24 protein-coding genes are annotated in these 24,183 nt (G+C 55.7%); 3 read left to right on the forward strand and 21 right to left on the reverse strand.

What is annotated here, in order from left to right; genetic code table 11:
- Positions 1 to 166: 166 nt before the first annotated feature.
- Genes ACIRQ6_RS05360 through ACIRQ6_RS05375 form a run of 4 tightly spaced genes read right to left on the reverse strand, consistent with a single transcriptional unit; the run spans position 167 to position 3,495 of the window.
- Positions 167 to 1,363: a LysM peptidoglycan-binding domain-containing protein gene (locus ACIRQ6_RS05360; protein ID WP_420863107.1), complete on the reverse strand. Its 1,197-nt coding sequence runs from the start codon at positions 1,361 to 1,363 to the stop codon at positions 167 to 169.
- A 39-nt stretch (positions 1,364 to 1,402) separates the two neighbouring features.
- Positions 1,403 to 2,044 (reverse strand): protein-L-isoaspartate(D-aspartate) O-methyltransferase, encoded by a 642-nt coding sequence (locus ACIRQ6_RS05365; protein WP_420863108.1) that lies wholly within the window; start codon positions 2,042 to 2,044, stop codon positions 1,403 to 1,405.
- 3 nt (positions 2,045 to 2,047) lie between these two features.
- Complete coding sequence (gene surE / locus ACIRQ6_RS05370; RefSeq protein ID WP_420863109.1) at positions 2,048 to 2,839, reverse strand: 5'/3'-nucleotidase SurE; 792 nt, start codon at positions 2,837 to 2,839, stop codon at positions 2,048 to 2,050.
- Positions 2,839 to 3,495, reverse strand: coding sequence for an SDR family NAD(P)-dependent oxidoreductase (locus ACIRQ6_RS05375; protein ID WP_420863110.1), 657 nt, complete (start codon positions 3,493 to 3,495; stop codon positions 2,839 to 2,841). Before ACIRQ6_RS05375 ends, surE begins: the two co-directional genes overlap by 1 nt.
- Before the next feature lie 111 nt (positions 3,496 to 3,606).
- Between ACIRQ6_RS05375 and ACIRQ6_RS05380 the strand changes: the two genes are divergently transcribed.
- Complete coding sequence (locus ACIRQ6_RS05380; RefSeq protein WP_420863111.1) at positions 3,607 to 4,203, forward strand: biotin transporter BioY; 597 nt, start codon at positions 3,607 to 3,609, stop codon at positions 4,201 to 4,203.
- A gap of 82 nt (positions 4,204 to 4,285) precedes the next feature.
- Here ACIRQ6_RS05380 and purF read toward each other — a convergent pair whose 3' ends face one another.
- From purF to pyrC, 11 genes are all read right to left on the reverse strand, one after another.
- Complete coding sequence (purF, locus tag ACIRQ6_RS05385; RefSeq protein WP_420863858.1) at positions 4,286 to 5,743, reverse strand: amidophosphoribosyltransferase; 1,458 nt, start codon at positions 5,741 to 5,743, stop codon at positions 4,286 to 4,288.
- Between the two features lie 117 nt (positions 5,744 to 5,860).
- Positions 5,861 to 6,421, reverse strand: a complete 561-nt coding sequence (locus tag ACIRQ6_RS05390) for a CvpA family protein (RefSeq protein ID WP_420863112.1) — start codon at positions 6,419 to 6,421, stop codon at positions 5,861 to 5,863.
- A 19-nt stretch (positions 6,422 to 6,440) separates the two neighbouring features.
- Positions 6,441 to 7,823 carry a DNA repair protein RadA gene (gene radA, locus ACIRQ6_RS05395; RefSeq protein WP_420863113.1) on the reverse strand — a complete coding sequence of 461 codons (1,383 nt, stop codon included), beginning with the start codon at positions 7,821 to 7,823 and terminating at the stop codon, positions 6,441 to 6,443.
- Positions 7,824 to 7,859: 36 nt separating this feature from the next.
- Positions 7,860 to 8,303, reverse strand: a complete 444-nt coding sequence (locus ACIRQ6_RS05400) for a paraquat-inducible protein A (protein WP_420863114.1) — start codon at positions 8,301 to 8,303, stop codon at positions 7,860 to 7,862.
- An 8-nt stretch (positions 8,304 to 8,311) separates the two neighbouring features.
- On the reverse strand, positions 8,312 to 9,127 hold the full coding sequence (locus tag ACIRQ6_RS05405; protein WP_420863115.1) for a DNA repair protein: 816 nt from the start codon (positions 9,125 to 9,127) through the stop codon (positions 8,312 to 8,314).
- A 185-nt stretch (positions 9,128 to 9,312) separates the two neighbouring features.
- Complete coding sequence (locus tag ACIRQ6_RS05410; protein ID WP_420863116.1) at positions 9,313 to 10,059, reverse strand: ABC transporter ATP-binding protein; 747 nt, start codon at positions 10,057 to 10,059, stop codon at positions 9,313 to 9,315.
- Positions 10,056 to 10,829: an MlaE family ABC transporter permease gene (locus tag ACIRQ6_RS05415; protein WP_420863117.1), complete on the reverse strand. Its 774-nt coding sequence runs from the start codon at positions 10,827 to 10,829 to the stop codon at positions 10,056 to 10,058. Before ACIRQ6_RS05415 ends, ACIRQ6_RS05410 begins: the two co-directional genes overlap by 4 nt.
- Positions 10,826 to 11,866, reverse strand: coding sequence for an alanine racemase (gene alr / locus ACIRQ6_RS05420; RefSeq protein WP_420863118.1), 1,041 nt, complete (start codon positions 11,864 to 11,866; stop codon positions 10,826 to 10,828). The genes ACIRQ6_RS05415 and alr overlap by 4 nt, the downstream gene beginning before the upstream one ends.
- A 31-nt stretch (positions 11,867 to 11,897) precedes the next feature.
- Positions 11,898 to 12,833, reverse strand: a complete 936-nt coding sequence (locus ACIRQ6_RS05425) for an isopenicillin N synthase family dioxygenase (RefSeq protein WP_420863119.1) — start codon at positions 12,831 to 12,833, stop codon at positions 11,898 to 11,900.
- Entirely contained in the window at positions 12,834 to 14,321 is a 1,488-nt protein-coding gene (locus tag ACIRQ6_RS05430) for a replicative DNA helicase (protein ID WP_420863120.1), read from the reverse strand.
- Between the two features lie 353 nt (positions 14,322 to 14,674).
- Complete coding sequence (gene pyrC / locus ACIRQ6_RS05435) at positions 14,675 to 15,718, reverse strand: dihydroorotase (RefSeq protein ID WP_420863121.1); 1,044 nt, start codon at positions 15,716 to 15,718, stop codon at positions 14,675 to 14,677.
- A 204-nt stretch (positions 15,719 to 15,922) separates the two neighbouring features.
- On the opposite strand from pyrC, the gene ACIRQ6_RS05440 reads away from it, so the two are divergent.
- Together ACIRQ6_RS05440 and ACIRQ6_RS05445 are read left to right on the forward strand one after the other, a co-directional pair.
- On the forward strand, positions 15,923 to 16,204 hold the full coding sequence (locus tag ACIRQ6_RS05440; RefSeq protein ID WP_420863122.1) for a hypothetical protein: 282 nt from the start codon (positions 15,923 to 15,925) through the stop codon (positions 16,202 to 16,204).
- A gap of 190 nt (positions 16,205 to 16,394) precedes the next feature.
- Positions 16,395 to 16,619, forward strand: a complete 225-nt coding sequence (locus ACIRQ6_RS05445; RefSeq protein WP_420863123.1) for a DUF1127 domain-containing protein — start codon at positions 16,395 to 16,397, stop codon at positions 16,617 to 16,619.
- A 61-nt stretch (positions 16,620 to 16,680) separates the two neighbouring features.
- Here ACIRQ6_RS05445 and ACIRQ6_RS05450 read toward each other — a convergent pair whose 3' ends face one another.
- The 6 genes from ACIRQ6_RS05450 to ACIRQ6_RS05475 form a co-directional block, all read right to left on the reverse strand.
- On the reverse strand, positions 16,681 to 17,598 hold the full coding sequence (locus ACIRQ6_RS05450) for a phosphoadenosine phosphosulfate reductase (protein ID WP_420863124.1): 918 nt from the start codon (positions 17,596 to 17,598) through the stop codon (positions 16,681 to 16,683).
- A gap of 104 nt (positions 17,599 to 17,702) precedes the next feature.
- Entirely contained in the window at positions 17,703 to 18,752 is a 1,050-nt protein-coding gene (locus ACIRQ6_RS05455) for a glycosyltransferase family 2 protein (RefSeq protein WP_420863125.1), read from the reverse strand.
- Between the two features lie 4 nt (positions 18,753 to 18,756).
- The gene (locus ACIRQ6_RS05460) at positions 18,757 to 19,476 is read right to left on the reverse strand and encodes a hypothetical protein (protein ID WP_420863127.1); all 720 of its coding nucleotides are present in this window, start codon (positions 19,474 to 19,476) and stop codon (positions 18,757 to 18,759) included.
- The gene (locus ACIRQ6_RS05465) at positions 19,477 to 21,846 is read right to left on the reverse strand and encodes a glycosyltransferase family 2 protein (RefSeq protein ID WP_420863128.1); all 2,370 of its coding nucleotides are present in this window, start codon (positions 21,844 to 21,846) and stop codon (positions 19,477 to 19,479) included.
- A complete protein-coding gene (locus ACIRQ6_RS05470; protein WP_420863129.1) occupies positions 21,846 to 22,481 on the reverse strand; it encodes a sulfotransferase in 636 nt (211 codons plus the stop codon). Before ACIRQ6_RS05470 ends, ACIRQ6_RS05465 begins: the two co-directional genes overlap by 1 nt.
- Positions 22,478 to 23,509, reverse strand: a complete 1,032-nt coding sequence (locus ACIRQ6_RS05475) for a glycosyltransferase family 2 protein (protein WP_420863130.1) — start codon at positions 23,507 to 23,509, stop codon at positions 22,478 to 22,480. Before ACIRQ6_RS05475 ends, ACIRQ6_RS05470 begins: the two co-directional genes overlap by 4 nt.
- Positions 23,510 to 24,183: the final 674 nt, after the last annotated feature.

The following is a 24,183-nucleotide window of genomic DNA, read 5'->3' on the forward strand; positions in this document are numbered from 1 at the left end:
CGTGGGTCTGCTGGCGCCCAGTTTGGGGATTTTGTTCCTTGCGCCCTACCTGATCTTTCTGCTGGGCCAATCCTCCGGTGATCTCTGCTAGGTGCTGCTGGGCGCGCAAATAGCGCCAGCCCCAAAAGGCTGACAGTTAAAACGAATGTGTATGAGGTCGTAAAGCCTACTTCAGATAAGGGGCGGGGTTCACGCTGTCTGAGCCTTTATAGATCCCAAAGCGCATAAAGCTGGGGTCCTTGGCCGCAACTTTGGCGATGGTTTGGCCCCGGCGCACTGTGTCGCCTTTTTTGACCGAGACATCTGCTACATCAATATAGACGCTGAGCAAGTTGTCGGGGTGTTTGATCACGACAATGGCCACTTGATCTGCGCTGCGGGTCACAGCCCCCACGGTGCCACCATCGGCGGCGACCACGTTTGATCCTGCAGGGGCGGCGATTGTGATCTCGTCACTGCTGCCCTTTTTGTATTCGCGAATGATGTTGCCGCTGGCAGGAAAGACCATGCGTGCGCCAGATGTGGCTGCAGGTTTGGTCGCCTGCGCGCCCAAGTTTGGCGAGGCGGGCGCCTCTGCGTTCTGGGCTGCCGCTTGCGCTGTGGGGGTTGTCACCTCGGCGGGCAGGGCTTTGGTGGCTGAAGGGGGCGTTGGTGTGGCTGATCCTTGGCCTGGGGCTGTTGGCGCGGGGGCGGCAACGGGGGTGCCTGTGACAACCGGGATCAACAAGAACTGCCCTTCGCGCACATCCAGTTGCGCGTCTAGACTGTTCCATTCGGCCAAAGCCCGCACAGGCACGCCGTAAAGCCGCGCGATGGAATAGGCTGTTTCACCCCGCTCGACGCGGTGACGCACAGGTTCTACGCCGCTGGGTGATGTGGTGGCTGTGGGTTGATTGGCCTCAGCATTGTCAATCGCGCCGCTGGCAAGGGTTGTGACATCGACACTGGGCGATTGGATCGCCCCTGTGGCGGCAGAGGGTTCAGCCACACGTTTTGGCAGGGCGATAATTTCGCCCATGCGCAAATTATCGCCGGTTTGAATGCCGTTATAGCGGGCCAATTCGCTGGGATCTGCGCCAATTCGGCTGGCCAGGCTGGCCACTGTGTCGCCGCGTCGGGCCACAGCCACTTGATAGCCGGGGTAGGAAATGATGCCGCGATTGTCCTCTTTGGGGCGTGCCCCTGTGGCACTGCGGGCCGCTTGCGTGGTGTCAAAACCGTTGGTCGACAGATCCCGCAGATCAAAGTCAAAGGGCTGGGCGCAACCTGCCAGCCCCAAACCAGCAAGCAGGATCAAAGCAGTTTTGCCTTGCTTAACTGTCTGAAAACACGAAAAAAATCCCTGCGAAACTGCTGTGGGCATGCCTGTCATCCTCAATATGCGGCCCTTAGGGCTCTGCCTTTACTCTTTTGCCAGCCCCTCCAGAAGGGGCACGAACCGAACGGCTCGCAATTCGTGATAGTCAAACCCAACCTCAAGCCGGGTCACCTTGATCAAACTTTGGACCGCATCGGATTGGCCCACCGGTACGACCATAATACCGCCGATTTTCAATTGCGCCAAGAGGGGACCTGGGGGGTCCTCGGAGGCAGCGGTGACAATGATGCGATCAAAGGGCGCTTGGTCGGGCAGCCCGTGGGATCCATCGCCTGTGATGGCCGTGATATTTGTCAGATCCATATCTGTAAAAATGGTGCGCGCCTCGCGGACCAATTGCCGGTGACGATCCACTGTGTAGACGCGCCGTGCCAGTTTCGACAGAATTGCGGCCTGATAACCCGATCCGGTGCCCACTTCCAAAACCGTGTCGCGCGGCTGGATGTCCAAAGCTTGGCTCATTAGGCCCACAACCGAAGGCTGGCTGATGGTTTGGCCGCAGCCAATGGGCAGGGGCATGTCCTCGTATGCGCGATCCGCGAACAGCCCGGTGACAAAGTGGCCCCGGTCGATTTGCTCCATTGCGGTCAGAACCCGTGTGTCGGTCACGCCTTTGCTGCGCAATGCGTAGAGAAATTGCATCTTACGGGTGGCCAGCGCGTCCATGGGTCAGTCGCTGTCTAAGGCGGTTTTTAAGCCCGCCATCTGGTCATGTGCGGTCAGGTCCGCGCGCATTGGGGTGACCGATACGTATCCAGCGAGATTTGCATGGGCATCGGTGCCTGCATCTGTTGGCGTGTGTTGCGGCCCACCTTTGATCCACAAAAACTGACGCCCAGAGGGGGCTTTGTGCGGCTCGACCCCGAAATTGGTGCCACGCCGAAAGCCTTGGGTCGTCACACGCACGCCTTTGACTGCAGGTGCAGGGCAGGGGGGGAAATTCACGTTATAGAAGGTCTGATAGGTGTCTGAGGCGGGAAAACCATGGGCTAGAAGGCCGCGCACCACATCCGCGCCACGGGCGGCAGAGGCTTCAAACGGGTTCTCAAGCGACAGGTTGTCAGGCCCATAATATTGCGACAGTGCCACGGCCCGCACGCCTTGCAAAGCGGCCTCAATCGCCGCCCCAATGGTGCCGGAATAGAGGGTGTTTTCCGCCGAGTTGTTGCCGCGATTGACGCCAGACAGCACCAGATCGGGCGGTGTATCTTTCATCACGTGGTGCACTCCGGCCAGCACACAATCCGCCGGTGAGCCTTCGACGGCCACGCGCCGCGGACCATGTTCCGAAATCAGAGTTGGCCGGGTATAGCTGATGCAATGGCCGACGCCTGATTGTTCAAATGCAGGGGCCACGGTCCACACCTGACCTGTTGGTCCTGCGAGATCTTTGGCAATTTGTTCCAGCACAACAAGGCCCGGTGCGTTGATCCCATCGTCATTTGTGACCAATATTCGCATCACTTCAAACCCTTTAGGATTAATGCCGCCTGATCTGATGGATGGGCCAAGGGCGCACGATCTTCACCGGGATAAAACCGTGCCCGTGTGGATGTAGGCATAGGATCTGGTGTGACAATATGAACTTTTGGCCCGGTCTTGGTGGTTTCTGATTGCCACGAACGAGCAAGCGCCGTTTGCGCGGCCTTAGTGGCCCCGTAGGCCCCAAAGAACTTTTTGCCGTCTTGTGGATCTTCGAAAAACAGCGCTTGTCCAGCCTCAGAGACCAACAAGAGCGGCTCGATAAACGGGATCAAACGCCCCACGGCCGAGACATTGATGTCCACACTCTTTTGCCAATCTTTCGCTGCCAGACTGCCAGCAGGGGCCAAAGGTGCTGCGTGAACGGCCGTATGGGCCCATAAATCCAGTTTGCCCCAGCGATCGTAGATGGACCGGCAGAGCTGTGCCATGGCAGCCTCCACAGTGATGTCCATGGGGGCCAGCGTCGCCTCGCCGCCTTTGGCGCGAATGCGATCGTCCAACTCTTCCAAAGCGCCAACAGTGCGGCCCACGGCCACGATGTGGTATTCAGGCGCCAAAGCTTCGGCCAATGCAGCCCCCAAGCCGCGCGAGGCCCCAGTGATAAGGGCGATTTTAGATGATGTTTGCTCCATGGTCCCCATTTGGCCACCTATCGCGTGATTGGCAAGCACCGATGCTTGACTTTTCCCGGCAAACCTCAAAGAAAAGGCAGAACTTTAGCCACGAATAAGGGACAGTTCATCATGGCGACAACAGCAACACTTTCACACGCATTTCTAGGCCAAGACAGCCTGATCAAAAAAGTGGGTCTTGCCTTGGGTGGTGCGATCCTGATCGCAATTGCAGCCCAACTCAGCATTGGCTACCCCGTGCCGATTTCGCTGCAAACTCTGGCGATTTTGATGGTGGGCTTCACCTTGGGTGGACGTTTGGCGCTGGCCTCGATGCTGACATATGTCGGCATGGGCGCCATGGGCCTGCCAGTATTTTCAAACGGTATGGCGGCTGCGGCCCTGATTGGTCCAACGGCTGGCTTTATCTACAGCTTTATCTTTATGGGCTGGGCCGCTGGCGTTGCCTCTGATCGTGGCATCAAAACCTTTCTGCCGGTCACAATCGTTGGTTTGATCCTGTCTGCCGCGATCTATGTGCTTGGCGTCGCATGGCCCATGTATATCGCAGGCACCTTTGGGATCGAGGCCAAATGGGTTGGCAGCAGCGCTGATACAATCTGGACCTACTGGGTATCCCCCTTCATCTTAGGTGACATCATCAAAACCGTGATCGCTGCGATGTTGGTCACAGGCGGCTGGGCTGCGCTGAAATCCCGCAAGGGCTAACCGCCCCTGCCAAAGAAATTCAAAGGCCGCCCCTGTTTCCCAGAGGCGGCCTTTTTCTTTGTCTGAGGTGTTGGACGTTGGCTTATTCAGCGGCGGTCTTCATTTTAAAGCCTTTGTCCAGCATATCCGCAGGTTCGACCGGGTACTCACCGGAAAAACATGCGTCGCAATAGGCCGGGGCTGAGGGATCACGGCCTTTGGCCTCGCCCACAGCGCGATAAAGCCCGTCGAGCGAGATAAACTTGAGGCTGTCTACACCAAGATGATCACGCATCTCGTCCTCGGACATGGTTGCTGCTAGCAATTTCTCGCGCTGGGGCGTGTCCACACCGTAAAAGCAGGGCCAAGCTGTGGGCGGCGAGGCAATGCGGAAATGCACCTCTGCAGCCCCTGCATCCAAAATCATCTCTTTGATTTTGCGGCTGGTGGTGCCGCGCACCACGCTGTCATCTACCAAAATCACGCGTTTTCCACGGATCAGGGCGCGGTTGACGTTCAGCTTTAGGCGGACCCCCATGTTGCGGATCTGCTCGGTCGGCTCAATGAACGTCCGGCCCATATACTGGTTGCGGATGATGCCCATGGCATAGGGAATGCCACTTTCCAACGAATAGCCGATGGCCGCAGGGGTGCCGCTGTCAGGCACGGGGCAGACCAAATCGGCCTCAACCGGGTTTTCCTTGGCCAACTCGCGACCAATGTTTTCGCGTGTCTCATAGACAGAACGACCGCCAAGGATGCTATCCGGGCGGCTAAAATAGACATGTTCAAAGATGCAAAAGCGAGACTTGGCAGGGCGGAAGGGGAAATGGCTTTCGACACCCTTTTCGGTGATAACCACCATTTCGCCCGGTTTAATCTCGCGCACAAACTCGGCTCCGACGATGTCTAGCGCACAGGTCTCAGAACTCAGCGCATAGCCATCGCCCAGCTTGCCCAGAACCAGAGGACGTACACCCAATGGGTCACGCACACCGATCAGTTTGGTGCGGGTCATGGCCACGACGGAAAAAGCCCCCTCAACACGGCGCAGGGCGTCTTCCATCCGGTCGGGAATATTGCGCTGCATGGAGCGGGCCATAAGGTGGATGATACATTCGCTGTCCGAGGACGATTGAAAGATCGAGCCGCGTTCGATCAGTTCTTTGCGCAGGGAGTCGGCATTGGTGATGTTGCCGTTATGGGCAATGGCCGCGCCACCCATAGCAAATTCGCCAAAGAAGGGCTGTACGTCGCGGATCGCTGTGGCGCCTTTTGTGCCTGCTGTGGAATACCGCACATGGCCGATCCCGATAGGGCCGGGCAGGGTTTCCATGACTTTGTGCGACGTAAAGTTATCGCGGACATAGCCAAAACGACGGGCAGAGTTGAAACCTGCATCGCTGTCGTGGACCACGATCCCGCCGGCTTCTTGGCCGCGGTGTTGCAGGGCGTGCAATCCAAGGGCTACGAAATTAGCAGCGTCTGCGACGCCAACGACACCAAAGATGCCGCATTCCTCTTTTAATTTATCATCATCAAAGGGATGGGCAGGCGGCATAACGTGGGACAACGGGGCAGCTCCGAATCCAATAGTTGCAGTCAGGCCAACGTGTAGAACGTTAACGCCCAACTGTCACGAAACTATCACAATTGTTTGGGTACAATTGACGCAGGATTACTCGGCTGCGCCACAGCTGCCCACCAATTGCTCGTATTGTGTGGTAATCCAGCTGAGCGCCTGCTCAGGATCGCGGTTTTCGATGTTGCCAGTCATCTGCCCAAACACTTTGGCAGAGCGCGAATTGTCGACCATTTCGACGTTTTGCGAGGTCAGGACCACGTCGTAGACAAAGAAAGCCACCGCCACCAACAAAATGCCGCGCAGCACGCCAAAGAGGAATCCGATCCCCTGATCCAGCCCGCCCAAAACCGAGCGCTGCACAAGGGAAGAGAACAAAGGCGTGAAAATCGACATCACCACCAAAGCAATGGCAAAAACGGCGGCAAAGGCCCCGATAATGCTCAGCTCGCAACTGTCACCGATATAGTCGCCCACAACAGGGATCTCGCGCACAAGCGGTTCAAACTGCGGTGCAAAGAGGAACGCCAACACGGCGGCCCCAATCCAGCCCACAATGGACAAGGCTTCGCGCACGAAACCGCGCGAATAGGCCAAGAGCGCCGAGACGATGATGACAATCGCCACCACCCCGTCGATAATGGTGAAACCTTCCATGCGCTTGCTCCCTACTACCCTAGCTGTCGCGCGCGATTTGCGCACCGCCGAAAACTTCTGCCACGAAACCGGCCAAATCTGGCATCTGTCGCAACTGTAACCCGTGTGTTGCCGATTTTTTAGATGTGCTCGGCGCAACTGCGCTGGTGAAACCAAGTTTTTGCGCCTCTTTCAACCGATTTTCGGTCTGAGCGGCGGGTCGCAGCGCACCTGACAGGCTAATCTCGCCAAAAACAACACACTCTGGGGGCACAGCGGCATCTTCTCGGGCCGAAACAAGGGCTGCGGCCACGGCCAGATCAGCCGCAGGTTCAGACACGCGCAGACCACCTGCCACGTTCAAATAGACATCCAGCCCAGTGAACGGCACACCGCAACGCGATTCCAACACGGCCAAAATCATGGCCAAACGTCCGCCATCCCAGCCCACAACTGTGCGCCGTGCCTGCGAATGAGGCGAGGGCGAGACCAGCGCCTGAAATTCGCACAGCATCGGCCGCGAGCCTTCGATACCTGCAAACACCACGGATCCGGGTGAGGGTGTGCCGCGTTCAGACAAAAACAGGGCCGATGGGTTTTTCACTTCGGCCAGACCTTTGCCGGTCATCTCAAACACGCCGATTTCATCTGCGGGGCCAAAGCGGTTCTTTACGGCACGCAGTATGCGAAACTGGTGGCCGCGCTCGCCTTCAAAATAAAGGACCGTATCGACCATATGTTCGACCACGCGCGGGCCCGCGATTTGGCCGTCTTTGGTCACATGGCCCACCATAATCGTGGCAATGCCCTTGCGCTTGGCAAATGTGGTCAGCTCGTGGGCGGCCGCACGGACCTGGCTGACCGACCCCGGGGCGCTTTCGACGTTGTCGGCCCACATGGTTTGAATGGAATCGATGATCGCCAGATCGGGTTTTTCCGTGTCCAGCGTTGTTAGAATATCGCGCAGATTTGTCTCGGCCCCGAGCATCACAGGGCTTTCGGTCAGGCCGAGGCGCTGGGCACGCATTTGCACCTGTGCTGTCGCTTCCTCACCGGAAATATAGATGACTTTGAGGCCGTTACGGGCAAAGCGTGCTGCAGCCTGTAACAGCAGGGTGGATTTGCCAATGCCCGGATCGCCGCCAACCAACAAGGCACTGGCATCCACCAAACCACCGCCCAAAACACGGTCCAATTCGCCGACACCGGACAGGGTGCGCGATGGGGCAGGGCCTTGGGTTGCCAGATCAGTCAGATCAACGGCTTTGCCACGCCGATTGCCCAAGGATTTGGAAGACGGGCCCGAAGACAGCGGCTTTTCCTCGACCAGGGTGTTCCACTCTTTGCAATTTTCGCATTGGCCCGCCCATTTTGAGGTTTGGGCCGCACATTTTGAACAGACGTAGGTGGGTGATTTTGCCATGGGGCTTTACTGCCTTAGATGGCTGGGCAGGGCAAGCTACCGCTTGGTGAAAATCGATATGGCAAGGGACGCCACGATGCAGGTGGTGAACAAGTACATGCCCCATGCAACCTCGAGCCTGCCGATACCAACACCTTTGGCCACAACGATATAGACGGCGATCAAAAACACGTCGGCCATGGCCAGCTTGCCCATTACCCCAAGGATCGGGGTCAGGCGCGGCGACATTAGTCGAAAGTGGATCAGCGCCAGACCGATGGTTTTGAGATAGGGGGCAAACAGGGCAAAAACTGTGACAACAAGGGCCAAAAACACATCGCTGCCCCAAAGCGATTGCAGTCCGGAGATCACGCTGATCTCGGATAACTTAAAGAGCGGCAGCAGCCCTGCCTTCATCAATGGGGCAAACCAAGCAATGGGAAACAGCACCAACAACGACAGGTTCGCAAGGGCCAAAGGCCAACTGGTTGGGGCACGCATGTTAGGAATTATTCCGCAGGGGTAACATTGGCCGCTTCAAAATCATCCTCGCTGCGAAACCCTTTGCGCGGCCGTTTGGGCGCGTCATTGCTGGAAATTTGTACGATGTTTTCGCGGTTCGAGACAACGTCCAGACCTACCAAAGGCAAAACTTCCCGCAGATCATTTTCCAAGCGGTCCAATTGCGCCTCGACCACGTTTTTATCCAGATCAATCTGGGCGATCCATTCTTTGATCTCAGTTGTGGCGCGATGGGCGGCGGTGATCCGGTCTTGGTATTGTTCCAATTCCTGCTTGCGTTGACGCAGGAAGGTATGCGCGCGCTCGATCTTTTCGTTGGAATAAATCTGGGCCAATTCACGGGATTCAAAGCTGAGCTTGGCTGCCAGTTCCAACAGACCCGGTTCCAGCGTTTCCAAGTCTGGGTGATCGCGCAAATAATCCATTCGGTCGCGCATGCTGTCAAATTCGCGGGCCAGTTCAAAGGCGCCAGCGCGGTCTGCGGCATGGGCCACTTGGTAGGCGCGCGTCACATCATCCATGGTCATGCTAAAATCGCGATGGGATTGTTCGAGGGCAAAGATCCGCCCGTTGGTGGGCAGGAAAAAACACAGGCCTACCAAAAACGCGCTGACACCGATTTGCAGGTACATACCGGCGTGTTGGATCATCGAGCCGGCGACTGTGACCGTGATTGTGATCCAATCCAGCACCCCAAACGCCGCAGCCAAAGTGGTGCCGACAGACGCCAAGGTCAAAACCGTTATCGCGCCCAAAGCGCATAATTGTAGAAAGCGGCGTACTGCCGAAATTGTAAAACTCACCCTTGGTACCTCACATCCCCAACGACGTTAACCAATCTTTAATGGGAAAGAGCCTAGAGCCCAAAGTATTGAAGCAAAAGGGGAATATATAGCGATAGTCGTCATTGATACCCCAGATTGTTGACGGTTATGTTGATAATATCCGTCATATTTTGAGATCTGTGCCGAATCATTGCCACAAAAATCTAGCGCACGGCCTCGATCGGGCCGGTGGCGCGCCCGTTGATAAATTGCTGCACATAGGCGTTGTCGGTGACGTCCATTTGCGCAATTGGACCAGTCCATTGAATGACACCTTGGTGCAGCATCGCGACCTTATCTGCGATGGCGCGGACCGAACTCATGTCGTGGGTGATGGTCATTGCTGTGGCCCCCATTTCGACGACGATTTCGCGGATCAGATCGTTGATCACCCCAGCCATAATCGGATCAAGTCCGGTCGTTGGTTCATCGAAAAAGATGATTTCAGGCTCGGCCGCGATGGCCCGGGCGAGGCCTACACGTTTTTGCATGCCACCAGACAATTCACCGGGGAATTTATCGGCCACATCTGCCGTGAGGCCCACGCGGCGCAGTTTGTCGATGGCAATGTCGCGCGCTTCGTCTTTTGGCCGCTTCAACGGGCCGCGCAGCAAACGAAAGGCCACGTTTTGCCAAACCGTAAGACTGTCGAACAAAGCGCCGCCTTGGAACAGCATGCCAAACCGCGCCAAGAACGCGTCGCGGTCGACCTCCAGCACGTTTTGCCCGTCCACATGTATTGCACCGCTGTCCGGTTGGATCAGGCCCAGTACAGACTTTAGCATGACAGATTTCCCAGTGCCTGAGCCGCCGATAATGACCATGCTCTCGCCGCGTGGGATCTCTAGGGTGACGCCTTGCAAAACGGCGTTGCTGCCAAAGGACTTATGTACAGTGTCGAGTTGGATCATGAGCTGAAAAACACCCCCGTGAGGATGAAATTGGCGGCCAGTATCAAGATCGCTGCAGCCTCGACCGAGGATTTGGTGGCCGCGCCAACGCCCTGTGCGCCGCGTCCAGATCCCATGCCGTAATAGCATCCCATCAGGGCGGCGATCCCGCCAAACACTGCGCCCTTGGCCAAAGATGATATGATATCAATGGCTTGCAAGAAGCTGGCAGTGTTTTGCAAATAGGCGGCTTGGTTAAAGCCCAAGGTGCCTGTGGCCACCAGATAGCCGCCCATGATGCCGATGATGTCGCCGATGCCAACCAACAAAGGCACCACCAAAATGGCTGCCAAGACGCGCGGTGCCACGAGATATTTCATCGGATTGGTCGATAATGTGACAAGTGCGTCGATCTGTTCGGTCACTTTCATAGTGGCAATCTCAGCCGCAATAGAAGAGGTCACGCGCGCTGCAATCATCAGGCCCACCAATACTGGCCCCAACTCGCGCACCATTCCGATGGCGACGATTTGCGGCACCACAGCTTCGGCATTGAAACGTGCGCCGCCTGCGTAGATCTGCAAAGCCAAGGCGCCGCCAGTGAACAGCGCCGTCAGCCCCACCACGGGCAGGGAAAAGTAGCCTACAGACATCAGCGCCTGAGCGAATTCTTTGAAGTAGAAGGGTGGGCGGACCATATGGCTAAAGGTCTGGCCCGTGAAAATGCTAATGCGCCCAAGGGCTGCCAAAACGCCCAGAACGGCGCGTCCGATGGCGGCAAGAAGGCTCACCCGGCGTAGCGTCGCGTGTAGCGCGCGCCCATGTTGGTCAGGATTTCATATCCGATGGTGCCAGCCGCCGAGGCCAGATGTTCAACCGTTTGGGCACTGTTGAGAATGTCCAAGGCGCGGGGTGTTTCGTGCAGGTCTGTGATGTCCACAGTGATCAGATCCATCGACACACGGCCCACCACAGGCACCTTTTGGTCGCCAAAATAAACCGAAATGCCGCTGCCCATGGCGCGGATCAGGCCATCGGCATAGCCGGCAGAAACCGTGGCGATTTTACTGGGCCGTTTGGCGATCCACGCGTTGCCATATCCCACGGCCTCGCCTTCGACCAAGTCGCGGGTCTGGATCACCGGCAACGACAAATAGGCCACGGGTTTCGCCGCAGAAAACGGAGCCCCCCCATATAGGCCCACACCGGGCCGGGTCAGGTCGAAATGGTAGTCTTTGCCCAAAAGGGTGCCACCAGTGGCCGCCAAAGATCTTTTGACATCAATCCCTTGGGTCATGTCCTTAAAGTTCTGCAACTGAAAGGCGTTCATTGGGTGATCCGGTTCGTCAGCACAGGCCAGATGCGACATCACAAGAGTGATATTCTGGCTGAGGGCCACGTTTGCCACTGCGGCCCATTCGCTGGCCTCCATGCCCAAACGGTTCATGCCTGTGTCCAATTGAATGCCAAAAGGAGCGTTTGGCAGCGCTTCGATATGGCGGGTCAATTGATCCAAAGAATTGATCATTGGCGTCAGTGTCATATCGCCAATCATGTCTGTGTCGCCTGCCATATGGCCGGAAAACACATTGATCTCGGGCGTGGGGCCCAAGGCATCGCGCAGGGCGGCCCCTTCTTCGGCCACGGCCACAAAGAACCGTTTGGCGCCAGCTTTGGCCAAAGCCTTGGCCACGCGTGCCGCGCCCAAGCCATAGCCATCGGCCTTGACCACTGCAGCGGTTTCAGTGCCCTCACCCGAGAGGGCATCCAAGGCGCGCCAATTGGCCACCAAGGCATTCAGATCAATCGTAAGCGTAGAAGTCGACATGGCATGTGTTTTGACAGGGACAGGGCTGGGGTCAAGCCTTTGTTGCGTCTTGATGGGCCTCATAGCTGGCTTCCAGCTGGCTGCGCAGAAATGTGCCATAGGTGAGCGGCGCAAATTTCGCAGGCTCGGCTGTCATGGGGACGATTTCGGCAGTTACGTGAGGGTCAAAGAAAAACGGGCAGGAATACCGCTCGCGACCCGAACGGTTTATGACGCGGTGGGGTGTGGATTTCAGTTTGCCGTTCGACAGGCGATGCAACATATCCCCCACATTGACCACCAAGCTGCCGTCGATTTTGGGCACGTCAATCCATGCACCCTCGGGCGTTTGCACCTGCAAGCCGCCCACATCGTCCTGCGCCAGCAAGGTCAAACCGCCGAAATCTGTATGGGGCGCGGATCCATAAAGGTCGTCGGCACTTTGGGCCGGTTGCGGTGGATAATGCAGCAAGCGAAGCCAAGTGGTGGGCGTGTCGAACATCTGCATGGCGGCTGGATCGGTCATTCCGGCGGCTTCAAAAGCTATGGCCAGTAGGTGCCGTGCAAGCCGGGTCATCGCGTCGTTATAGCTTTGCAATGCTGTGCGAAACCCTGCCAGATCGGGCCATTGGTTGGGACCAGAGAGGTAGATGGAGGGGTCATGTACGGCATCCTCGCGCATCATCATAAAGCTGGCCGATTGGTTCGGCTTGGTCACTTTGGCAAGGGTGCTGGTCACATCCGTCGAGGTGTTGATCGGGATATACCCGCGGTGATTTGCATCAACCGCCACAGCCATTTTCTGCGCCATGGGCAGGGCATGGAAGCGCTTAGAGGCCTCAAAGACCTTAGCAAAAACGGTGCCAGGGATGTTATGCCCGATGATGTAGCCAAAACCGGATGTGCTGTAGGCATGACTGAAATCAGCTACGACCTGATTGTGCGACATGCGCAGGTCAATGACAGAAACCTCAGTCTGGTCTGACACTTAGAAAGAACCGCTGTCGTTGTTCTGCCATGGTTTAACCAGATTGCCAAAGCGCGTGAATTGACCCTCAAAGGACAACTCAACCGTGCCGATGGGCCCGTGCCGCTGCTTGCCAATCACAACTTCGGCCTTGCCGTGCAGGTTTTCCATCTCTTCCTGCCAGATCGCCATTTTGTCCAACTCGTGATCGCCGGGCTTTTCGCGTTCTTTATAATATTCTTCGCGGTAGACGAACATCACGACATCTGCGTCTTGCTCGATCGAGCCAGATTCGCGAAGGTCAGACAGTTGCGGACGCTTGTCTTCGCGGTTTTCCACCTGACGCGACAGCTGTGACAGGGCAATCACGGGGATCTGCAATTCTTTGGCGATGGCTTTCATGCCCATCGTGATTTCCGAGATCTCGTTCACACGGTTTTCCGAACGTCCCGTGCCGCGCACCAACTGCAGGTAATCGATGATCAGCACGTCTAATCCGTGTGTGCGTTTCAGGCGGCGCGCACGGGCTGCCAACTGGCTGATCGGCAGGGCAGGCGTGTCGTCGATGAACAACGGACAAGCCTCAAGTTCCTTAGCGGCTTCAACGAAACGCCGAAACTCGGCTTCTGTCATGTCGCCACGGCGGATTTGTTCGGATGGCACTTCAGAGGCTTCGGACAGGATCCGCGCGGCCAACTGATCTGCACTCATCTCGAGGCTGTAAAACCCCACAACACCGCCGTCCACAGCACCCTCGGTCCCGTCTTGGAGAAGGCCCTTTTTGTAAGCTTTGGCGATGTTGTAGGCAATGTTAGTGGCCAGTGAGGTCTTCCCCATGGAGGGACGGCCAGCAAGGATCAACAGGTCGGATTTGTGTAAACCCCCCAGCTTTTTGTCCATATCCACCAGACCTGTGGAAATGCCAGACATGCCGCCGTCGCGTTGGTAGGCGGCATTGGCGATGTTGACGGCTTCGGTCACCGCAGAGAGGAAACTTTGAAAGCCGCTTTCAGCTTTGCCAGCTTCGGCCAGTTGATACAGGCGCTGTTCGGCCTCGACGATTTGCTCGGCCGGCTCGCTTTCCACGTCGACCTTGCCTGCTTTGGCGCTGATGTCGCGGCCAAGGCCCATCAATTCGCGTCGGATGGCCAGATCATAGATCATCTGGGCGTAATCGCGCGCGGCAAAGGCCGAGATTGCGGAACCGGCAAGACGGGCCAGATACGCAGGGCCGCCCAATTCGGCCAGCCCTGCGTCATCTTCCATAAACGCCTTGAGGGTCACGGGCGAGGCGAGGTTGTTTTTGGCGATCCGGCTGGCGGCCACGTCGAAAATCCGCGCATGCACAGGCTCAAAGAAATGCTCGGCCGACACGATAGAGGCGACACGGTCAAAAATATCGTTGTTCGTAAGGATCGCACCCAAAAGCTGTTGTTCGGCTTCGGTGGAATGGGGCATCGCCTCGGCAATTTCCGCCTGCGCCTGCTCTATCGATGAAATTTCGTTCATGTCTGCCACCCCTGACCGTTTTTAAGTTTTTATCAGGCCCCCACGACCCTTTGAAAGGGGTGTAAAGCGCCAATAAACAGGGTGCAAATTGTATATCTATGGGGAAACCCTGTGGATAGAATTTCTACCACATCTTGAGGCCTGCGTCACAAAAATCACAACATCTATCAGCGAAAAGCCGCATATTTACCCTTTGGAAAGCTTATTTAACAAAGAAATCAGGGGTTTGTGTCGATAATATCCAGCTTTGTTTTGGGAGATGGGCAGATCGCGTGGAAACCTGCCGTGGGTCTTGGTTGGCGGCAAAGTTCAGCCAGCTGCAGCGCAATACCCCAGTCTCGATTAGCGTCAGCTCAGGACGCGGACACGTGCCAATGCAACGGATGTCCGGGATCAAATAGGGTCAAGGGCCCTTCGCCGGTCATCAGTTTGTCCGGGAATCGCACTGGATCGCCTTTGGTCAGAGTGATCGTGCTTTCGTTTGCTGGCAGTCGGTAAAAGGCAGGGCCGTTGAGGCTGGCAAAGGCTTCCAGTTTGTCCAAGGCGTTTTGAGCCTCGAACACGTGAGCCAGACAAGACATTGTATTTGTGGCGGAAAATACGCCTGCACAGCCGCAGGCGCTTTCTTTGTTGGGATCCGTATGCGGTGCACTGTCCGTGCCAAGGAAAAACCGCGCGTCGCCCGATGTCGCCGCTTGGACCAAGGCCAGACGGTGCTCTTCGCGTTTGGCGACGGGCAGGCAATAGTAATGCGGTCGGATCCCGCCCACGAGCAGATGATTGCGATTGATCATCAAGTGATGGGTGGTGATTGTGGCGGCCAAATCCGTATCATTCGCGAGGACATAGGCCGCACCATTTTGTGTGGTGATATGTTCCATGACCACCCGCAATCCGGGCGTGGCGCGGCGAATGGGATCCAGCACACGGTCAATAAAGACAGCTTCGCGATCAAAAATATCAACGTCTGCATCGGTGACTTCGCCGTGGACACATAGGTTAAGACCAATCTCTGCCATGCGTTCCAACACGGCGCGTACTTTGTCAAAATCGGTCACACCGGAGGACGAATTGGTCGTGGCCCCGGCAGGATAGAGTTTGACGGCCTTGATCAGCCCCGACGCATGGGCGGCTGCCACATCATCGGGATCGGTATCCTCGGTCAGATACAACGTCATCAAAGGCTGGAATTCGGCGCCATCGGGCATAGCGGCCATAATACGTTCGCGGTAAGCGATTGCATCGGCGCTACGCACAACAGGGGGCACCAGATTGGGCATAATAATCGCACGACCAAAATGGCGTGTGGTTTCGGGCAGAACGGCTTGCAACATCACGCCATCGCGCAAGTGCAGGTGCCAGTCATCGGGACGGCGCATGGTTAAAGTCTGGCTCATAGAATTGGGTTATACGCAGGGTAGGGCAAAGGCCAAGGGCCACTTTGCATAAAAAATAGGCAGTAGCCTTGTTTCTGCGGGTTTTTGAGAAAATGTGAGAAAGCTTCCCATTGTGAGCCTGCGATTAGATGAGATATCCAATTTCAGCATGACCGCCCACATGCTGCCATTTTGTGAATAGTGGGCCGCTACAGGAGTGTGATTATGATTTGGAACCTTGCGCTGGGACTTTTGGCTGGATTTGCTGTGCCGTTGTTGGAAGGCCGCCTGAAAACCGCAATGGAAAGCATCGCGCTGAAAGAAATGCCGCTGCGCGAGACAGAGATGGATCTGCTTGCCTTGCTCTTGGGGTTGATGATTGCTGCTGCTGTTGCGGCATTGTTGGGCATCGACAGCTCGGTCTTTTTGATGGCGCTTGGGGCCTTGGCGGGCCTTTTCGGCAAAAAGATCTGGGCCGGTGTGAAATCCTCTACCAGCACCGATTGAACCTAAGCCCCCTGCCGAGCTTTGGTGTCTGCCGGGGGTGCTAGACATTTGATTTAAATAGAAATTTAATCTAGCTATGCAATTGCTGCATTGCGGCAATGCATCTGCGGCACTACAAATCTGCGACCCTGTGATCTATCTTTGTTTCAACGAAACGGACCAACGCGGTCCTTTATCAGGAGCACTTTAGATGGCCTATATGTCAGGAAACCCTTCGAACGTCTCTTTTGTTGGCGCATTTCTCAACACCCTAGGCGACCGCCTGTTCAGCGCATTTAATGTCGCTGTCGAAGCGAATGGTCGGATGGCACGTGTAGAAGCCCTGCAAGCCCTGTCTGACGAACAATTGGCTGCCAAAGGCCTGCGTCGCGAAGATATCGCACGCCATGTTTTCAGCGACATCTTTGACGTCTAACCCACACGGGTTTAGCGAAACGTAGGCGGGGCCGACTTTTGGCCCCGTTGCTGAGACGGCGCTAGCCTTGCACCTGTTGCAAGATGCGCCGCACTTGAGGCAGGTTTTTGTCCTTGAGGATGTAGCGGCAAAGCGCTGCGGTCAGCTTGGGTTTGTTCTGTTCGTGCACATGCAACAACAGTCTGCGCAGGTAAGGTGTGTGTAGTCGCCGCGCCCGCAATATGCGAAATAGCGCCTGATCACTCAGTTTACCCTTGCCGGATTTGGCAAGGATCCGGTGCAGGATGTCCATCTTCATCATCTCATTTTCGATATCGCCACCCAGATGCGGGCAGCGGATCAAGGATACGTTTTTCTTTTTGAAAAGAGAGGCATGCATCGCATCCCGCTCGCGTTCGGTGTCGTAAATGACAAAGGCGTGGTGGCAGGCGTCCAGCATATCCGGCGCATATCCGTAGCGATCTGTAAAAGATGTGCGGCGCATCTCTAGATACCGTCTGTCCCATCCCGCAACGCGTGGGTCCAAACTGGCTTGCGGTTGGATAACCACCACTTGTGCACCAGGGGCCGCGACGGAAAAAGCGGCTGCGGCGTATCCGGCCATGGCATAGCCGTAAAAGACGATCTGTTCGTATTGATCAAAAAACCCGTCATCGGTCAGCTTGTCAAAAAACGCATAAACCCGGTCGGATCTAAACCACGTATCGCCGTCCGAGATCAGCCCAAGGTGGGAACATCCCGTCATGCGGACAAGTTCAAATCCCAGGGGTTCGCCAGATTCGGATCGCGCACGGGTATTTTCAATCGACTCAAAAGTGACCAACAAGGTGTCGCTACCTTCAATATGGACCGCAGAATGCAGCGGCCCCAATGGTTCGAAGAACCCATGGTCCAATGCAAAATCTTCCAGTTGGTCCAACCAGTCTTCTTTCGAAAGGTCGCCCAATTGTACGCCAAAGACGTTTTCTTCGTCCCGCATGGCATGCTCCGTTTTGTGGTCTTGCACGGCCGACGTGGCTGCGTAAGTTTGGTATATGCATGATGAATAGGGCGAAATTTAGCTATCGCCGCGCCGATTTATAGTCAGTTTTTGGCTGTTTTTCGCGCAGTATTGGCGTAGCGCATCATAAATGAGGCGGCTTTTTGCGGCACAAGCCGTGATGGCGGTGTCATCAACAACCTGCCAAAGAGGGCGCGAAACGGCTCTTGCAGCATCAACGCGTCAAAGCGGGCTTTGCGCCAGTTCACAGCGGCTGCGTGCAGCTTGGCCAAAGTGTCGTCCGTCATTAAACCCGCCGCAATGGCTGCGCGTTCAGGTTTCAGCGCGTCAATACTCGTGTCGGTTTCTTGGTTAAAGTTGCGCTCAATCCAATAGTCTACCCCCAGTAGATCACTGGAATGTACCGCGCGTCCGCGATCGGCCTTCAACACATAGCTTTCCATGGCGCCAAGTGGGTAGTGATTAAGCTGGACCAGCGCCGTGTTCGAGCGGCCGAAATTGGAGAAGATGCGTTTGGTTTTGTATTTTGCGTCCAACGCCCGGCCTTCTCCGTCAAACCAATTCTGGTCTTCGACACGGTCTGGATCTGGGCTGCGGGGGCGGTGGACCCCGAGTTTTTTATAGACGCCGGAATTACGATAGAGCGTTTTGAACATAGAGGCGCGCCATGGCCAAAACAAAACCTCGGGGGCTGCTTGGCGAAATTGATCGGTCACAGGCAGGTCGTCGTAGCGCACCTTTCCCGCATTCCCAAACAAACGCCACGTGAGGGCGATTGCATCTGCATCTGGCAAAGCGGCAAACAGATCAACCAATTGATGCCCACCGGTTTTTATGTTCACAAACTCATCCACATCCAGCGGCAAAATCCAATCGGCCTCTGCCACGATGGGAAGTTTCTCGGCGATTTTGAGGGCGGTAAATTGGATCCCACGTTTGTCGTAGGGGCCGTCGTTGCGGATGTGCTGGACCTCGCCCATGTCTTGCAAGCGATCAAGCAGGATATCTGTGCCATCCTGACAATCATTTGAAAACACTAGAAAATCTGTGAAACCAACAGCGCGATGATGGGCCAGCCATTCGATCAAAAACGCCGCTTCGTTGCGTACACACAGGACTGCTAAGGCTTTCACAGTGTCATGCGCCTTTGTGAAAGACCACAAGCTTGCCCTTGGACAGGCGCGGATAATAGATCAATCCGCTGCGTTCCATGGCGCCGAAAACTGTGGCGATCCCGCTAGATCCTGTGTTCAACGGGTTCAGGACGATAACCGCAGCGCGCAATGCGCTGAGATCGGCCGCAGCAAGGGCAGCCACTTCGCCACCTTCGCTGGACGAGACAAAAACACTGGGACGATGGGCTTTGAAAACCGTGTTGGTGTTTAGCACATCGGTGCTGGATTTTGCGGCAACTGCATCCTCTGGTTCGTCATCAAGCGGGCCCAACGAGCTGGCCATGAGATCCTTGCGCACAAAGACGTCAACCGGTTTGCTGCCCTTGCGCGGGCCAAACGCACCATGGTGCAGGGATACCGACTTAATTCCATTGGCATCCAGAAGCTGTTGGGCAGGGGGCAGTATGTCCGGATTGGCGTCATAGCTGACAACGCTGACGCCCTTTTTGGCTGCCATAAACGCTGCGGTAAAGCCAAAGCCTGTGCCCAATTCCAGTACTTTGTCATCCGTGTTCAGCAATCTGTTCAACGCACCGACCAAATTGCCGTCGTATTTGTTTTCTGACAACAACGTGCGGTGCCTTCGGGTCATTTCGGCGATATGCGGGATTGTGATGCCCCGGGATTTGATCGGGGCCTCATCGGAAAGAGGGAGGATTTTGGCGGTTGTTGCTTTGGTCATTTAACTCTCCATATCCAGAGCAAGGGCGTAAGCCACGCGCTCCATCTCGGTCAGGTCCACCTTAAGGGCTTGGGCATAAAGATCAGCAAATTCAGGCATTTGGTGTAGTTCCTCGGCCTTTGCGCGGTGCCAATCCAGCCCCGTTTGGTGCCACTTGCGCAGCGTTTGATTGGCCAGCAGCCGATCATATTCGGCGCGGACCCTCGGAATGTTACGCTTGATCGTGATGTCGCGATGTACCGACCAATCCATCCGCACCCAATAGTTGATCCCAATAGAGCGATCCACATGCAGTGCGCGTCCACGTTGCCGCTTGATTAGGAAGCTTTCGGCGGATCGAAGCGCATAGTGGTTCAATTGCAAAAGGTCGTAGCCGATGTTTTTCTTGCTGTTGCGCCACCCGTTGTCGCTGGCGTCAGCGGTCATGTCTTTGCCCGAGCCATTAACCCATTTTACCTCGCCGCGGCGGGCCTCATCCAGTTTGTTGGGGCGATGGCAGCTGATTTTTTCATATGCGCCGATGTTCTTGAACATGGTCTTGAACCCCCAAACAGTATGGGGTTTGGGGCAAAATTTCGGGGCGCAGGTGTCGAATTGATCAATGACAAAATCATCCGACAGCTTGGTGACCCCATTGTGCCCAAACAGCCGCCAGGTCATGGCGATATTTGTGGCGTCCCCGATCTGGGCATAGAGATCGCTAAGGGTTCCGTTGCCGCAGCGCACGTTCATGAACTCATCCACATCGATGTGAATGATCCATTCGGCGTTTTGGATCAACGGCTCTTTGAGGGATTGGTTGAGGGCATATTGCTGTGGCGAGTTGCCCTTCCAATTGTCGTTATTTCGGTGCTGAAGGATGCCCATATCTTGCAGCGTATCAAGCAGCTCGGATGTGCCGTCTTCGCAGCCATTTGTATAAATAATGAAATTATCCACGCCAATTGCGCGATGATACGCCACCCATTCGACGATATATGGGCATTCGTTTTTCATACAGCCGACGATGACATTGCCCGAATTTCCACCTGCCAGGGCCCGCGGGAGATCGCGTAAGGGGGCGGGTGTGTATGCTGCGGCCAAGGCTTCTTCGTTCACTGCACCCAGCTTGTTATGGGGGGCAAAGCTGCTGCTTTTGAGCTTTTCGAAGTTGGCTTTGGCCAGTGGCGGCATAAGGGATTTTGCAGCGTCAGAGAGGGTTATCTGATCCGATCCGGATGTGGTCTGTTTGGCCTCCATAGCAGCAAGGGCACTGGATTTTGTAGCGGCCTCTTGGCGGGTGCTACGCTCGATCCGGCCCATAAACACGGTCAAGTATTGCGTTGCACGAAACCCCCGCTCGGGCGCTGCTTCGGTCCACGGTTTCAATGCACGGTCGCGTTTAAGGCAATCGGGCGTGAGGGCAGGGTGGGCGGCCAGTAGTTTTTTGTTCTGCGCCTCGAAGCCTTTGGAAATCTCGACAAGGCTGCCGGGTGCGATGGCTGCACCATCTATGGCAACTTCGCGCACAAAGCTTTTCCAAAGGTTGCGCGGAATGATCCGGCCTGTGGCCAACACTTTGACCAAGACCTCATTCATCAACCGTCCACGTGTAAGGCTGGCAGCTGAGGGTTGATCTGGCGGTGTGGCCGCATATCCACGCCCGATACTTGCTGGCAGGTCGAAAGCCGCGCAGAGTTCTTGGGCCACATCTGGCCCGTAGAAAAGATCGGGGTCATAGGGCCGCAAAACAGTGACGCCTTGGCCAAATACGCTGTCCCAGTGGCTCACAAGCCCTTGATAGTCTAACCAAAATGGTGGGGCTTGCACTTCGGCAAAGCCTGAATTGCGGGGGTCAGTTTCGGGCCATTGGTCAAGGCAGGCGTCGCGCCAGTCCTTTCGCCCCGCCAAGGCTGCTTCGACGCTGAGAGACGCAGTGCGGCCTTCAGAAATTTGAGCCGCGTAATGACGCGCCAACATGCGCCCTTGTTCATCCACATGGGCGATGATGCGGATGTCGTCGGAAAACTGGTTCAAAAAGGTCTTGAGCCGTTGTAGTTCACTGTCGCGGGCCAATCCTGTAGCCAATTGCGAGCAGGACAGGATCATTGAGCGCGGTTTTTTTGCGTCAACTTCAACCTGCAATTCTTGTTCAAGGCGCTGCAGCAGTTGGGCTTGTTGCGCTGTATCAGTATAGCCACGATTATAGCGTAATGTGTCGACGTGATCGGGATCGGTCATGGCCATAAACAGGCGTGTATGGTTCTTATTTCCCGGCGCTTTGGGGAACAAAACGCCCTTTGCAGCCAACTGGTCGCGCTTTTGTGCAAGGGTTTCTTGCAGCTGCTGCGCGCCTGTGTGTTCGAGGCCGATGTGAAGGTAGATGCGCATTATTCGGCGGCCTCAGTATTTGGATTGGCGTTGGCCGTGCCCCACCACGGCAGATCCACGCCCAGAAATGCGCTGATCTTATGAGGGGCGTCGGGGTCGGCGATGTCGTATTCCAGAAAATCACTGTCTGACCCAAAAACCCTGCGCACAAAGCTATAGTGCCCGTTGATCCAGCGAACGCGATGGGCGTCTGTGGCGCCGTATCCCTCCGGCAGGCCGGGGATGGCATTGTTTGGTAGCCGTGTTTTGCCCAGATTGGACCAGCGTTGCATACTGTCGGACAGGGCGGCGGGATCGCGGTGGGTGAGGATGAATTTGGCGCCTGTGTGGTGCTGCCGGATAGCATCAATCAGGGCCCAGTCCATTTGTGGCCATAGATTCAATCCGTTACGGACGATATCAATCTCGGTATAGGCGTCAAATTCGGGCATCAAAGCCAGTGGGTCCCCTGTCTCGAAATAGCCCTGATACATCAGCTTGCCGACAAAGGCGCGCAGAATTTTGGGGTTCTCGCTTTGGCCTTGGCGGATGCGCCAATCGGCAACTTTCAGGCCCGCCTGTTTCAGAGCCTCGCCCAAGGTTGTGGTGCCAGATTTTGGCAGGCCGAGGTTGATGATTTTGAGCGGCGCACTCATGCGGTTAGCCCTAGTTTTTGCATCACGGCCTGCTCTTGTGGCGGGGTTGTGGCAAGGTCGCGCAATTGATCGCGCAGGGCCGCATAATCGGGGTTTTGCAGCAGACGGTCGCGCGTCGCAATGTGCTGTTTTACGCAGGCATCGTGCAAGTCCGCGATGCCGTCGATTTTCTTTAGCGTCGAAATTTCGCGTTTCAAAGCAGGTAGATAGCGCTGAATTGAGGTGTCTTCCCAAGCGTCGTCATTGCGTTCGCGCCAATAGGTGTCGTCAAAATTGCGATGCTCGCGGTTCACGTCGCCCCGGTCATTTTTCACCAAATAGCTGTCGAGGCTGCGCAGAGCATAGTGGTTCAAAGTGGCAAAGTCCCGGGCACCATGAGCAGGAAACTGGCGGATGCGCCGTTTGTTAGCCGCCATTTTAAATTTGAACTGGACATCTCGTCCCGATCCATCGGTCCAATGCGGGCGTTTATTCTTGGGCAGGGAGCCTTTGAAAAACGGCCGATGCGCCCCGAAATATTGCACTGGAAAATCCCGGCGGGTCAGCGTTTTGACCTCAATGGCCAGTTGATCGCACCATATGTCAGGATTATGGGTCTGGATGAATTGGCTTATAACGGGTTCATCGACAAATTCATCGATCCCACCGTTGGCAAAGAACTGAAATGTCAGGGAAATTGCCTGTGGGTCACCACAGGCTTCGATCAGGGCAGGGATCGTATGATCACCTACATGGATGTTCAAAAACTCGTCCACATCCGCAATCCAGACCCAGTCGGCATCATAAACCACGGGCTGTTTGGCGGCGTCTTTTAGCGCCTCCATCTGGTAATTGCGCCCCTGTGCGGGGTTGGGCAGATGCTGGACGATATTTGCTTGTGCCAACGCATCCAGCAGCGTGTCGCTTCCATCCGTACAGTCGTTGGAATAAAACAGAAAATCCGTCACCCCGATGACACGATGAAAGGCGATCCATTCCAACAGAAATGGGCCTTCGTTCTTGACACAGGTGGCCGCCGTGATGCGCATATTTCGCGCCTTTGCCTATTGTGGAGCCTGTTGAGACCCTTGGAAACGCTCGGATTGCGGCGTTGATACCGCATTATTGTTTCCAAAACCTATCCCATGACAGGGGAATTCAGTCAATATTGGTTCAAATTGGAAACAGTTTGTTCGGCTTACCTGCGGTATTTGATCTGAAAAGATGTACATCGATTGTCCCCCACAAATAGACATGCGAGGGTTTTGACCTTGATGAGCTTGACGATCCAACCGGCGTAAATATCGGTGGTGTGATCGGTGAATTGCCCGAGGGTGACAGTTTTGCGCAATGGCAATGGGCCAATCCAACCACAAGTGTTGTGGGCACGCAGACCAATGTTGAAGTGGTCCCAGAAAACCGGACAGTCGTCTAAGGTGTATCCCAAACCTTTTAAGGGATAGGAGACTGGCCAAGCGCCGGAATTTTACAGATCAGTTTAAGGCCAAGGTGGCGTTGGACGCGCTGCGTGGCGACAAGACCGTGCGGGAGATCGCAGCGGCGCATCAGTTGCCCACAAATCAGGGGTCAGCACTTGGAAGTGGCAGGCGATTGATGGGATGGCTGGCTGTTGAAAAGGGTGGAGAGTTTTGAAGCCGCCATTAGAATTAGTCGGAAGGTAACGCAGTCCTGCGGCTTTTGGATCCCAATCCCACGACCCTGG

The organism is Algirhabdus cladophorae, from assembly GCF_044772865.1.
Classification (GTDB): Bacteria; Pseudomonadota; Alphaproteobacteria; order Rhodobacterales; family Rhodobacteraceae; genus Algirhabdus; species Algirhabdus cladophorae.